This window comes from Nocardioides lijunqiniae (assembly GCF_015024225.1).
Taxonomy (GTDB): Bacteria; Actinomycetota; Actinomycetes; order Propionibacteriales; family Nocardioidaceae; genus Nocardioides; species Nocardioides lijunqiniae.
On record NZ_JACJGM010000048.1, the window covers coordinates 17,149 to 29,906 of the forward strand.

The following is a 12,758-nucleotide window of genomic DNA, read 5'->3' on the forward strand; positions in this document are numbered from 1 at the left end:
TTTGCATCGAACCACCCGCTCAACCGGCTCGAAGGAGATGACCCCGTGGCACGCATCGGTGACGGAGGTGACCTGCTGAAGTGCTCTTTCTGCGGAAAGAGCCAGAAGCAGGTGAAGAAGCTGATCGCAGGCCCCGGGGTCTACATCTGCGACGAGTGCATCGACCTGTGCAACGAGATCATCGAGGAGGAGCTCAGCGAGGGCACCGAGGTCAGCCTCGACGAGCTGCCCAAGCCGAAGGAGATCTTCGACTTCCTCAACTCCTACGTCATCGGCCAGGAGCAGGCGAAGAAGTCGCTCGCCGTGGCGGTCTACAACCACTACAAGCGCGTGCAGGCCGGCCTGCAGCCGGTGGCGGGCAAGCACAGCAAGGACGAGGTCGTCGAGGTCGCCAAGAGCAACATCCTGGTGATCGGCCCGACCGGCTGCGGCAAGACCTACCTCGCGCAGACGCTGGCGCGGATGCTCAACGTGCCGTTCGCCATTGCCGACGCCACCGCCCTCACCGAGGCCGGCTACGTCGGCGAGGACGTCGAGAACATCCTCCTCAAGCTGATCCAGGCCGCCGACTACGACGTCAAGAAGGCCGAGACCGGCATCATCTACATCGACGAGATCGACAAGGTGGCCCGCAAGGCGGAGAACCCCTCGATCACGCGCGACGTCTCCGGTGAGGGCGTGCAGCAGGCGCTGCTGAAGATCATCGAGGGCACGACCGCCTCGGTGCCGCCGCAGGGCGGTCGCAAGCACCCGCACCAGGAGTTCATCCAGATCGACACCACCAACATCCTGTTCGTGGTGGGCGGCGCCTTCGCCGGCCTGGAGCACATCATCGAGCAGCGCGTCGGCAAGAAGAACCTCGGCTTCACCGCCGAGGTCCGCACCGCCGCGGAGCGCGACGCCGAGGACCTGCTGGCCATGGTCCGCCCCGAGGACCTCACCAAGTTCGGGCTGATCCCGGAGTTCATCGGCCGCCTGCCGCTCATCGCGAGCGTGACCAAGCTCGACCAGGCGGCCCTGGTCCAGATCCTCACCGAGCCGCGCAACGCGCTCGTCAAGCAGTACCAGAAGCTCTTCGAGCTCGACGGCGTCGAGCTCGAGTTCACCGAGGACGCCATCAAGGCCATCGCCGACCACGCCATGGAGCGCGGCACCGGCGCCCGCGGCCTGCGCGCGATCATCGAGGAGGTCCTCCTCCACGTCATGTACGACGTGCCGTCGCGCGGCGACATCGCCAAGGTCATCGTCACCGGCGAGGTCGTCAACGACGACGTCGCCCCCACCCTCGTCCCCCGCGAGACCGAGAAGAAGAAGAAGTCCGCCTGAGACGGGGCGGCTCCGCCGCCGAGACCCTCCGGTGGTTGAGGAGGTCGCGCTAGCGACCGTCTCGAAACCCCGCGAGCCTGGCGCTGGCCTCGGCCAGGCCGCGCCCGCCCAGAGGGGTTTCGAGACGGGACTTCGTCCCTCCTCACCCCGCGGGGGCGTCGTGGGTTGAGGAGGTCGCGCAGCGACCGTCTCGAAACCCGGTGAGGTGGGCAGCAGGCCGCAGGGGTTTTGAGACGGGACTCGTCCCTCCTCAACCTCGGGGCGACGCGACGAAGTCGTGCGACACACTTGTCCGGACTCGGACAGGAACAGGTCATGGACACCACGTCGCCGCAGGAGCGCGAGCAGCGCTTCCGGGAGCTCTACGACGCGGCGTACGGCGACCTGCTCCGCTTCGTCCGCAGGCGCGTGCACCCGAGCCACGCCGAGGACGTGGTCGGTGACGTCATGCTCGTCGCGTGGCGTCGCCTCGACGAGGTGCCCTCCGACCTCTCGTCGGCGCGCGCCTGGCTCTTCGGCGTCGCCCGCAAGACCCTCCAGAACACCCGGAGGCGTGACGACCGGCACGACGCCCTCGCGGTCCGCCTCGCCGACGTGCGTCACGGGGCCGCCGATGCCGGCCTCCCGGACCTGGTCGCCCATCGCATCGACATCGCGGCGGCGTGGCCGCTCCTGAGCGCTGTGCACCAGGAAGCGATCGCCCTCTCCGTCCTCGACGGGCTCACCGCGCCCGAGGCGGCCGCCGTCCTGGGGATCTCCGCGACCGCCTTCCGCCTGCGCTTGTCCCGTGCGCGGCGCGCCCTGCGGGGCCACGTCGGCTCCTCGGTGCGGGTCGACCGCCCGCCCGGCCATCTCGCCTCCGACAGGAGCACTCCATGAACACGCACCACTTCGACGCGATGACCGCCGTCGCGCTGCGCGACCTCGACCCGGCACCGCCCTCGGACCTGACCGAGGCAGAGCTCGCCCGCGCCGACGCGGCGTTCACGCGCGTCGTGGCCACTCCCCACGATGACCGCGGCCATGATGACCGCGGCCCAGCGGAGGTCGCACCGCCGCCGCGGCGCCGGAGGCGACTCCTCGTGGCGGTCGGTCTGGTCGGCGCCGCCGTTGCCGTCGTCCCGGCACTGCTGCTGGGGGGCGGCTCCGCCTTCGCGTCGTGGACGCCGACGCCCGAGGCGCTCACGGCCGCGGCCGCGAGCGACGCCGCCGCCACGTGTCGCACTGTCCTCGGGGTGCCCGAGGGTGGAGAGCGGGTCGTGGTGGCGGAGCGACGTGGCGGATGGACCTACGTGCTCCTCGACGGCCCCAGCGCGGAGGCGTTCTGCCTGATGCCAGACGACCTGGTCGGGCACCAGGACGCGGCGGGGGGCAGGGTGCGTGGCTTCTTCGGCGGTTACGACCCCGACCCCGTGGAGGCCCCGGTGCTGTTGCCGGACCGGATCGACGAGACCGAGAGCATGGACGGCAGCGTGTCGACCCCGGGCCAGTGGTTCCTCGGTGACGACGTGGGGTGGTTCAGCTCGGTGCAGGGCTACGTGGGCGAGGACGTCGTCGGTGTCACCGTGCACACCCCCGGCGGTCCCGACGTCCAGGCGTCCGTCGACCACGGGCGCTTCGCCGCGTGGTGGCCGTCCGACCCTCCCAGCAGCGAGAACCCCGAGGCGATGGGAGCGTGGACCTACACCGTGACCGTCGCCGGCGACGGCGCGCAGTCCCCCGAGGTCGTGGGCTGAGGAGGTCGCGGCCCCGGGAGGGCCGTGGGTTGAGGAGGTCGCGCAGCGACCGTCTCGAAACCCAGTGAGGTGGGCAGACGGCCGAGGGGTTTCGAGACGGGACTTCGTCCCTCCTCAACCCCCGGGGCCGGCTACTCCGTGGGTGCCAGCTCCGCGGCCACCTTGAGCTCGGTGTCGTCCGTCGCGGTGAAGACCAGGTCACCGGTGATCTTGCCGACGGCGCGCAGGTCGGAGGCGGCGAGCTCGGCGCCGCGGACGAGCGCCTCCGGGCCGGTGATCTCGACGCGCGACAGCTCCGCGCGCATCGACACCTTGGCCTGCGACTTGGCGCCGCGGATGCCGATCAGGGCGGCGGCGACGGCGTCGACGGCGGCCGGGTCGGAGGCCGCGGCGGAGCCCAGCTCGGAGACGACCGGCCAGGTGCTGCGGTGCACCGAGCCGGGCTGCCACCAGGACCAGACCTCCTCGGTCACGTAGGGCAGGAACGGCGCGAGCAGGCGCAGCTGCACCTGCAGGGCCAGCGCCAGCGTGGCCCGGGCCGAGTCGGTGGCGGCGCCGCCCTCCTCGCGGTAGGCACGCTCCTTGACCAGCTCGACGTAGTCGTCGCAGAACTCCCAGAAGAACTTCTCGCTGACCTCGAGCGCGGTGGTGTAGTCGAAGGCCTCGAACGCGTCGCTGGCGCGGGTGACGACGGTGGCGAGCCTGGCGAGCAGGGCGCAGTCGATCGGCTCGGTCACCTCGACCGGGTTGACCGAGCTCGCGCCGACGCTCGACAGCACGAACTTCGAGACGTTGAGGACCTTCATCGCCAGCCGCCGGCCGACCTTCATCTGGGTCTCGTCGAACGGCGAGTCCAGGCCGGGGCGCGCGATCGCGGCCCGCCAGCGCACGGCGTCGGCGCCGTACTTGCTCAGGATCTCGGTCGGGACGACGACGTTGCCCTTGGACTTGGACATCTTCTTGCGGTCCGGGTCGACGATGAACCCCGAGATCAGCGCGTGGCTCCAGGGGGCCACGCCGTTCTCGAAGTGCGCGCGCACGACGCGCGAGAAGAGCCAGGTGCGGATGATGTCGTGGGCCTGGGTGGCCAGGTCCATCGGGAAGACCCGCTGCCAGAGGTCGTCGTCGGCCTCCCAGCCGCCGGCGATGTGCGGGGTGAGCGAGGACGTGGCCCAGGTGTCCATGACGTCGGGATCGCCCACGAAGCCGCCGGCGCGGCCGCGCTGGTCCTCGGTGTAGCCGCCGGGGGCCTGGGTGGACGGGTCGACCGGGAGCTCGGCCTCGCTCGGCATCAGCGGGTGGGCGTAGTCGGGCTCGCCCTCGTCGTCGAGCGGGTACCAGACCGGGAACGGGATGCCGAAGAAGCGCTGACGCGAGATCAGCCAGTCGCCGTTGAGGCCGCCCACCCAGTTGTCGTAGCGGTGGCGCATGTGGGCGGGCAGCCAGGTGATCTCGCTGCCGCGCTCGATCATCTCGGTGCGCAGCGCCGTGTCGCGACCGCCGTTGCGGATGTACCACTGCCGGGTCGCCACGATCTCGAGGGGCTTGTCGCCCTTCTCGTAGAAGTTGGCCATGCGCTGGGTCGGCACCGGGTCTCCGACCAGGTCGCCGCTCTCGCGCAGCGCGGCCACGACGGCCTCGCGGGCGGAGAAGACGGTCTTGCCGGCGAGCTCGGCGTACGCCGCGGCGGCCGGCTCGTGCGCCAGCCACTCCGGCGTCTCGCGCAGGAAGCGGCCGTCGCGGCCGATGACGGTGCGGACCGGCAGGTTCAGCTCGCGCCACCAGGTGACGTCGGTGAGGTCGCCGAACGTGCAGCACATGGCGATGCCCGCGCCCTTGTCCATCTCGGCCGCGGGGTGGGCGACGACCGGGACCTCCACGCCGAACACCGGCGAGGTGACGGTCGTGCCGAAGAGCGGCTGGTAGCGCTCGTCGTCGGGGTGCGCGATCAGCGCCACGACGCTGGGGATCAGCTCGGGCCGGGTCGTCTCGATGGCGACCGTCTCGCCGTCCGGGCGGTGGAAGGTGACGCGGTGGTAGGCGCCGGCGTAGTCGCGCGCCTCGAGCTCGGCCTGGGCCACGGCGGTCTGGAAGGTGACGTCCCAGAGGGTCGGTGCCTCCTGGAGGTAGGCCTCGCCTCGCGCGTAGTTGCGCAGGAACGCCGTCTGGCTGACCTTCTGGGCGCGCGGGCCGATGGTCGTGTAGGTCTGCGCCCAGTCGACGGACAGGCCGAGGGTGCGCCACAGCGACTCGAAGACCTGCTCGTCCTCCTCGACCAGCCGCTCGCACAGCTCGACGAAGTTGGGCCGGCTGATCGGGATCTGGCGCTTGGGGTCGGGCTTCTCCGGCGGCGTGAACTCGGCGTCGTAGGGCAGGGAGGGGTCGCAGCGCACGCCGAAGTAGTTCTGCACGCGGCGCTCGGTCGGCAGGCCGTTGTCGTCCCAGCCCATCGGGTAGAACACCGACTTGCCGCGCATGCGCTGGTAGCGGGCGATCAGGTCGGTGTGGGTGTAGGAGAAGACGTGACCGACGTGCAGGCTGCCGCTCACGGTCGGCGGGGGAGTGTCGATCGAGAAGACGTTCGCGCGCGGCTGGGTGCGGTCGAACGCGTAGGTCTGGTCGGTCTTCCAGCGCGCCGCCCAGGTGTCCTCGAGACCCTCGAGCGCCGGCTTGTCCGGTACGACGACGGCGCCGCTGTCGCTGCGCGTCGAGTCCGGGGCTGGGGTGTCGATGATCTCGGTCATGCACAAATCGTAGTGGTGGTGCTCACCCGGTTATCCGGTGGTGGCCGGGCGGCCGCGATGCGAGGGTGGCGCCCATGCCCGCGCTGCACTTCTACGACGACCCCGCCGCCTTCCTCGCCGACGTCGAGCACGTGCTCGCCGCGGACCCGGTGGTCACCACCGTGCTCGCCACGGTGACCCAGCGGGTGGCCGCCGCGGACCGCCGCGGCGAGCCCCGCGCCGACCACCCGCACTGGTGGCTGGCCGTGCGCGAGGGCGACGAGGTCGTGGGTGCGGCGATGCGCACGGCGCCGTTCGGGCCCTACCCGCTCTACCTGCTGCCGATGCCCGAGGCGGCCGCCCGTGACCTGGCCCGCGCGCTGCACGCCCGCGACGAGGAGGTCGTGGCCGCGAACGGCGCGCTGCCCGCGACGGAGCACTTCGCCGACGAGCTGGCCCGCCTCACCGGAGGTCGCGCCGAGGTGCACGAGCACATGCGGCTCTTCGAGGTCACGACCGTGCTGGCGCCGCCGGCCCCCGCCGGCCGGCTGCGTGTCGCTGCCCCCGCGGACGCCCAGCTCGTCACCGACTGGTGGAACGACTTCAGCGCCGCGGCCGACGAGCAGGCGGGACGGCAGGGCGCGCCGACCATGGTGGAGCGCATCGAGCCCGCCGACGCGCTGCGCCGGATCGAGGAGCGCCTGGTCTGGCTCTGGGAGGACGAGGCCGGCCGGGTCGTCCACCTCACCGCCCACAACCCGCCGGCGTTCGGCGTCGCCCGCGTCGGGCCCGTCTACACCCCGCGCGACGCCCGGGGCCACGGCTACGCCAGCGCCACCGTCGCGGCCGTCTCCCAGCGGCTGCTCGACGAGGGTGCGCGCTCCTGCCTCTTCACCGACCAGGCCAACCCGACCTCGAACAAGATCTACGAGGCGCTGGGCTACCGACCCGTGGTCGACATGGCCAACTACCGGGTCACCACACCAGGACCGGCTTGACGACCTTCCCCGAGGTCACGTCGGCGATGGCCGCGTTGACCTCGGTGAACGGGTAGCTCACCAGCAGGTCGTCGACGTCGAACCGGCCGGCCTCGTGGAGGGCGATCAGCCGCGGCACCATCTCGAGCGGGTCGGAGTCGCCCTCGACGCTGCCGCGCACGACCTTGCCGTTCTGCATGATGTCGATGGCGTCGACCGGGAACTCCGGGGCGCCGAGCCCCAGGATCACCAGCTCGCCGCGGATGCCGAGGCCCTGGGCGGCCTGCTTGATGACCTCCGGTACGGCGGTCGTGTCGATCGCCCCGGTGGCGCCCCCGCCGGTGAGCTCCTTGACCTTGTCGACCAGCTGGGTGCCGAGGTCGTTGGCCTCGAGGTCGGCGGGGTTGACGCCGACGGCGCCGTAGCGGGCGGCGACCTCCAGCCGGCTCGCCATCAGGTCGACCGCGACGATGGTCCGGACGCCCTCGGCCTGCGCCGCCGCGATCGCGGCGAGGCCCACGGCGCCCACGCCGTAGACGACGAGGCTGTCCTCCGGTCCGGGCCGCAGCACGTTCAGCACCGCGCCGGCGCCGGTCTGGAAGCCGCACCCGTACGGCGCGATCTTGGTCAGGTCGAGGCTCTTGTCGACCACGACGCAGTTGTCTGCGTAGGCGAGCGCGTGCTGGGCGAAGCTGGACTGGCCGAAGAACGAGCCGAAGACCGGGGCGCCCTCGCGCGACATGGTCGTCGAGCCGTCCATCCGCATGCCCATGTAGTTGAGGAGCAGGCTGGAGTCGCAGTAGCCGACCAGCCCGGCCTCGCAGCGGGGACACGCACGGCACGAGCGCAGGCTGAGCACGACGTGGTCACCGACCGCGATCCCCTCGACGTCGGCGCCGACCTCCTCCACGACGCCCGCCCCCTCGTGGCCGAACACGTTCGGGAACATCTCGGCCGGCAGCATCGTGCGCATCGTGATGTCGGTGTGGCACAGGCCCGTGGCGACGATCCGGACCAGCACCTCGTCGGCGCGGGGGCCGTCGAGCTCCACCTCCTCGAAGGTGAAGTCCTGCCCGGGTGCGTTGACGACGGCGACCGTGGTTCTCATGGCGAGCACACTAGAACCTGTTCCAGTCCGGGGTCGAGTAGCTCCGGTCCCTAGACTCGTCGTGAGATGACCGAGACTCCCGACGTGACCCCGGACGAGACGCCCGACGAGACCGCGGGCGCGCCGCGCCTGGCCGAGACCTTCGCCGAGGTGGAGGACGCCCTGCTCTCGCGCTGGCCGGAGACCCGGCTGGAGCCCTCGCTGGACCGGATCCGGGCGTTCGCCGAGATGCTCGGCGACCCCCAGGCGTCGTACCCGGTGATCCACCTGACCGGCACCAACGGCAAGACCAGCACCTCGCGGATGATCGACACCCTGCTCCGCGCGCTCGACCTGCGCACCGGGCGCTTCACCTCGCCCCACGTGGAGCGGATGAACGAGCGCATCAGCGTCGACGGCGAGCCCCTCGACGACGAGGCGTTCGTGCGCGCCTTCAACGACGTCGCGCCGTTCACCCACCTGGTGGACGAGTCGGAGTCGCACCCGCTGTCGTACTTCGAGACCGTGGTCGGCATGGCGTTCGCGGCCTTCGCCGACGCCCCGGTCGACGTGGCGGTCGTCGAGGTCGGCATGGGCGGCTCCTGGGACGCCACGAACGTCGCCGACGCGACCGTGGCCGTCGTGCTGCCGGTCGCCGTCGACCACGCGCAGTACCTCGGCGACAGCGTCGTCGAGATCGCCGCGGAGAAGGCCGGGATCATCAAGCCGGGCTCGCTCGCGGTGCTCGCCCAGCAGACGCCGGAGGCGGCTCAGGTGCTGCTCGAGCGCGCCGTCGAGGTCGGGGCGACCGTCGTCCGCGAGGGCATGGAGTTCGGCGTCATCTCGCGGGTCCCCGCGGTCGGTGGCCAGGTCGTCTCCTTCCAGGGCCTGCGCGCCCGCTACGACGAGGTCTTCCTGCCGCTCTACGGCGCCCACCAGGCGCAGAACGCCGCCGTCGCGCTGGCCGCCGTCGAGGCGTTTGCCGGCGACCAGGTGCTCGACGCCGAGCTCGTCGCCGCTGCCTTCGCCGAGGTGACGTCGCCGGGACGGCTCGAGGTGGTGCGCCGCAGCCCGACCATCGTGCTGGACGCCGCCCACAACCCCGCCGGCGCCGAGGCCGTGGCCGACGCGCTCGACGACTCCTTCGCGTTCTCGCCGCTGATCGGCGTCGTGGGGGTCATGTCCGACAAGGACCACACCGGTCTGCTGTCGGCGTTCGAGCCGCACTTCGCGCACATCGTCTGCACCCAGAACTCCACGTCCCGCTCGCTCCCCGCCGAGCGGCTGGCGCTCGAGGCCATCGAGATCTTCGGCGAGGACCGGGTCACCGTCGAGCCGCGCCTCGCCGACGCCATCGACCGCGCCGCCGGGCTCGCGGAGAACGGCGAGTCCTCCGGGGACTCCATCGGCTCCGGCGCGGTGCTCGTCACCGGCTCCGTCGTCACCGTGGGCGAGGCCCGGACCCTGGTGAGGCGGCGCCCGTGAGCGAGCGCACCCGGTCCCCGCGCCGCGGCATGTGCGCCGCGGTGCTCAGCCTCGAGGCGATCACCCTCGGCCTGACCACCCCGGTGATGATCTCGGTCGCCGACGTGGCCGTCTCCACCGCGCTCGTCGTCGGCCTCGGCCTGATGGTGGCGTGCCTGCTCGTCGCCGGCATGCTCCGCAGCGAGTGGGCCTACGGCCTCGGCTGGCTCATCCAGGCCGCCGCGATCGGGCTCGGCTTCGTGGTCCCGCTGATGTTCGTGCTGGGCGCGATCTTCGCGCTGCTGTGGGGCTCGGCCGACTTCCTCGGCCGCAAGATCGAGCGCGAGCGCGCCGCGGCGTACGCCGCGATGGACGCCGAGTTCGCCGCCGAGACCGAGTCCGACTGATCGTCGGCCCCCGGCTCACACGGTCGGCGGGGGCGCCTCCTCGAGGCGGACGACGTCCCGCAGCCGGGTCAGCGCGTCGCGGGCGTGCGACTTGACCGTCCCGACCGAGATGCCGAGCAGGTGGGCGGTCTCGCGCTCGGTGAGGTCGTCGAAGTAGCGCAGGACCACGACCGCCCGCTGCCGGGGCGACAGGGCCTGGAGCGCGACGGCCAGCTCGAGCCGGCGGTCGTGCACGTCGGTCTCGTCGGCCGTCTGCGGCTCCACGGGCGCCGCGACGAGGGTCTCGCGCCACCGCCGGGCCCGCCACCGGTCGACGGACTCCCGCGCCATGATCCGGCGGACGTAGGGCTCCGGCCGGTCGGCGATCCGGCGCCAGCGCGGGTAGGCCTTGGCGAGCGCGACCTGGAGCAGGTCCTCTGCGTCGTCCGGGTGCCCGGCGAGCAGGTACGCCGTGCGCAGCAGCGCCGCGCGGCGCGCGGTCACGAACTGCTCGAACGAGACGTCCTCAGGCCGGGGCACGTCGCCGCCAGACGATCAGGGTCACGGCCCCGGCCAGCAGCACCGCGGCCGCGAGCCCCGTGCTCACGCGGGGGTCCCAGGGGTGCGGCGGCTCGGGTGCCGCGATCGGCGCACGGCTGAACAGGTCGGTGGCGTAGTGGTCGGAGAGGAAGTTGGTGCGACGCTCGGCCGACCGCAGGAGTACTCGCTCTTCGCCGGTACGCACGTCGACGACGACGAGGTCCGGACTGTTCCACGACGACTCGTCGGCGGCCTGGAGCAGCACCACGTGCTCATCATCGGCCCACGCCACCACGTCGAAGGTGTTCTCTGAGCCCGGGAGCTCTCGCATGACGAGCTCTCGTGCCGCTCCCTGCCCACGGACCGGGAGACGTCCGACCAGGACCTTGTTCGGGTTCGATCCGGTATAGCCCGGCTCCTGCGACTCACCGCTCACGACCGCCACCTGCAGGCCCGAGGCATCGACGACCGGCGACACCGAGAGGTCCTTGCGGATCCTGAACACCCGACGCGACGACTGCTCACCGTCGGTGACGACGTAGCGGGGATGGTCGGAGACGAGGATCCGGCCGGAAGTGGCGTCCTCGACGTCGGCACCCGGGGTAAGGGCACTGATGGCGGGCCCGTCCTGGCCGACACGCCATGAGAGCCACGGGCCGGACGTGGACATGCCTTGCTCCTCCATCGGGCCGCCGTCGCCCGTGACCTGCTGGCCGTAGCCGATCAGCAGCGTGGCGGCGTCCGACCAGATGAGGCCCTCGGGTTGCAGACCGTGGTCCGTGGCGATGTCGTGCCGCACCACGGCGCCCGTGTCGGAGTCGTAGACGGCCACGCCCGTCACGGGACCGGTGCTGCTGTCCGCGGACAGCCGGGTATCGCCGGTGGTCCAGTAGGCGACGCGTCTACCGTCGGGGGAGATCGCGGCGTCGTCGAGACTCTGCGGCACGGCGCCGGGCAGGTCCAGGAAGCGATAGGCGCCGCTGGTCGCGGAGACGCCCACCAGCCCGTCCTCCCGGCCGGTCCAGGTCGCGCGCTCGGCGGGGATGATCGCGGCCAGGGTGCCGAGCGGCTCGTCGGCGGTGCCCGGCAGCCACGGGCTCGGCTCGTAGAGCTCCCGTGGCATGCCGGTGGGCGCGCCCGCAGGTGCGGGCTCGACGTCGCCGGCCGAGCGGGACAGCGAGATGCCGACGATCAGCGCGAGCGCCGCGGCGCTGGCCGTCAGCGTCGCGGCGGTGCCCACGAGCCGGCGGCGGCGGTAGGCGCGACCCCGGGCCGCCGCGGCGGCGGCGGTGCCGGGGTCGGGTCGCTGCTCACTCAGCTCGGCCAGCTCGGCCAGCCGTTCGTGCAGGGTCTGCATCTCCGCCTCCTCGTGCGTCGCTGACTACACGGGTCGAGCAGCAGAGAAGGAGGGGGCTAGACCTCAGTGGCGCATCAGGCGCGAGAGGACCACCGCGAGGACGACGAGGGCCACCGCGGTCAGGCCGACGGAGACCACCGCGGACAGGATCTCCGAGACGTGGGGCATCAGCGTGTCCAGCTCGTGCTCGGTCTCGGTGCGCATCCGCAGAGGCTAGGCGATCAGGCGAGCGCCCGGGCGAGAACGGCGAGGGCGGCGTCGAGCTCGGCGTCCGTGCAGCCGCCGAAGCCGACGATCAGGCCGTGCAGCTCGGCGGTGCGGCAGTAGTCGGCCAGCAGCGGTACGTCGAAGCCGGCGCGGCGGGCGGCCCGGTGCGCCGACCCGGCGAGCTCGCGGGGGAGCACGACGGTGGCGTACATGCCGGCCACCGGCCCCTCGACGTACGGCGCGAGCGCGGCGGCCACGCGCTCCGCGCGCTCGGCGTAGGTGCGGCGGGCGGAGCGGACGACGCGGTCGACGTAGCCGTCGCGCAGCAGCGCGAGGTAGGCGCGCTGCACGGGCCAGGACACCGCGTCGTGGGTGCGGTCGCGGTGCCGCTCGACGCGCTCGCGCAGCGGTCCCGGCGCGACGAGCCAGCCGAGGCGCAGGCTGGGCGCCACCGACTTGCTGGCGGTGCCGAGGTAGGCCACCCGGTCACGGTCGAGGCTGGCCAGGGCCGGGATCGGCGCCACGTCGTAGCGGAACTCCGAGTCGTAGTCGTCCTCGACGACCACGGCGCCGCCGGCCCGCGCCGCCTCGAGCAGCGCGAGCCGGTCGCCGCCGGACATCGTCGCGCCGAGCGGGTGCTGGTGGGCGGGGGTGACGTAGGCGGCGGCGACCGCGTGCAGGTCGGCGCGAGGCAGCGCCAGCGCGGGCACGTCGACGACGCGTCGCCCGGAGGCGCGCACGGTCTCCACCGCGGCGCGGTAGCCGGGGTCCTCCATCGCCACGTCGCCGGGCGGCAGCGCCGTCACCAGGTGCCGGAGCCCGTCGGTGGTGCCGCCGGTGACCAGGACGTCGTCGGGGTCGACGTCCAGGCCGCGGCCGCGGGCGAGCCGTGCGGCGAGCGCGGCCCGCAGCTCCGGGAGGCCGCGCGGGTCGTCGTAGCCGCGCGGGGGCGTCG

At 72.5% G+C, this 12,758-nt stretch carries 12 protein-coding genes; 6 read left to right on the top strand and 6 right to left on the bottom strand.

The window, feature by feature from the left end; all coding sequences use genetic code 11:
• Positions 1-45 precede the first annotated feature (45 nt).
• The 3 genes from clpX (at position 46) to IRQ30_RS21410 (ending at position 3,062) form a co-directional block, all read left to right on the top strand.
• Complete coding sequence (gene clpX / locus IRQ30_RS21400) at positions 46-1,326, top strand: ATP-dependent Clp protease ATP-binding subunit ClpX (RefSeq protein ID WP_193609281.1); 1,281 nt, start codon at positions 46-48, stop codon at positions 1,324-1,326.
• A 315-nt stretch (positions 1,327-1,641) separates the two neighbouring features.
• Positions 1,642-2,205, top strand: a complete 564-nt coding sequence (locus tag IRQ30_RS21405; RefSeq protein ID WP_193614891.1) for an RNA polymerase sigma factor — start codon at positions 1,642-1,644, stop codon at positions 2,203-2,205.
• Complete coding sequence (locus IRQ30_RS21410) at positions 2,202-3,062, top strand: hypothetical protein (RefSeq protein ID WP_193614892.1); 861 nt, start codon at positions 2,202-2,204, stop codon at positions 3,060-3,062. The genes IRQ30_RS21405 and IRQ30_RS21410 overlap by 4 nt, the downstream gene beginning before the upstream one ends.
• Before the next feature lie 131 nt (positions 3,063-3,193).
• On the opposite strand, the gene valS is transcribed toward IRQ30_RS21410, so the two are convergent.
• Positions 3,194-5,806, bottom strand: coding sequence for a valine--tRNA ligase (gene valS / locus IRQ30_RS21415; RefSeq protein WP_193614893.1), 2,613 nt, complete (start codon positions 5,804-5,806; stop codon positions 3,194-3,196).
• Between the two features lie 74 nt (positions 5,807-5,880).
• Between valS and IRQ30_RS21420 the strand changes: the two genes are divergently transcribed.
• Positions 5,881-6,783 (top strand): GNAT family N-acetyltransferase, encoded by a 903-nt coding sequence (locus IRQ30_RS21420; protein ID WP_227467938.1) that lies wholly within the window; start codon positions 5,881-5,883, stop codon positions 6,781-6,783.
• Here IRQ30_RS21420 and IRQ30_RS21425 read toward each other — a convergent pair.
• The gene (locus IRQ30_RS21425; RefSeq protein WP_193614895.1) at positions 6,761-7,870 is read right to left on the bottom strand and encodes an NAD(P)-dependent alcohol dehydrogenase; all 1,110 of its coding nucleotides are present in this window, start codon (positions 7,868-7,870) and stop codon (positions 6,761-6,763) included. The genes IRQ30_RS21420 and IRQ30_RS21425 overlap by 23 nt on opposite strands.
• A 66-nt stretch (positions 7,871-7,936) precedes the next feature.
• Between IRQ30_RS21425 and folC the strand changes: the two genes are divergently transcribed.
• On the top strand, positions 7,937-9,334 hold the full coding sequence (gene folC, locus IRQ30_RS21430) for a bifunctional tetrahydrofolate synthase/dihydrofolate synthase (protein WP_193614896.1): 1,398 nt from the start codon (positions 7,937-7,939) through the stop codon (positions 9,332-9,334).
• Complete coding sequence (locus IRQ30_RS21435; RefSeq protein ID WP_338089814.1) at positions 9,331-9,720, top strand: DUF4233 domain-containing protein; 390 nt, start codon at positions 9,331-9,333, stop codon at positions 9,718-9,720. Before folC ends, IRQ30_RS21435 begins: the two co-directional genes overlap by 4 nt.
• Positions 9,721-9,735: 15 nt before the next feature.
• Here IRQ30_RS21435 and IRQ30_RS21440 read toward each other — a convergent pair whose 3' ends face one another.
• The 4 genes from IRQ30_RS21440 to IRQ30_RS21455 all read right to left on the bottom strand — a co-directional run.
• Positions 9,736-10,239, bottom strand: a complete 504-nt coding sequence (locus IRQ30_RS21440; protein WP_193614897.1) for a SigE family RNA polymerase sigma factor — start codon at positions 10,237-10,239, stop codon at positions 9,736-9,738.
• Positions 10,226-11,596: a hypothetical protein gene (locus tag IRQ30_RS21445; RefSeq protein ID WP_193614898.1), complete on the bottom strand. Its 1,371-nt coding sequence runs from the start codon at positions 11,594-11,596 to the stop codon at positions 10,226-10,228. Before IRQ30_RS21445 ends, IRQ30_RS21440 begins: the two co-directional genes overlap by 14 nt.
• A gap of 63 nt (positions 11,597-11,659) precedes the next feature.
• A complete protein-coding gene (locus tag IRQ30_RS21450; RefSeq protein ID WP_193614899.1) occupies positions 11,660-11,800 on the bottom strand; it encodes a hypothetical protein in 141 nt (46 codons plus the stop codon).
• Positions 11,801-11,817: 17 nt separating this feature from the next.
• The coding region (locus IRQ30_RS21455; protein WP_193614900.1) for an aminotransferase-like domain-containing protein at positions 11,818-12,758 on the bottom strand (941 nt) is incomplete at its 5' end.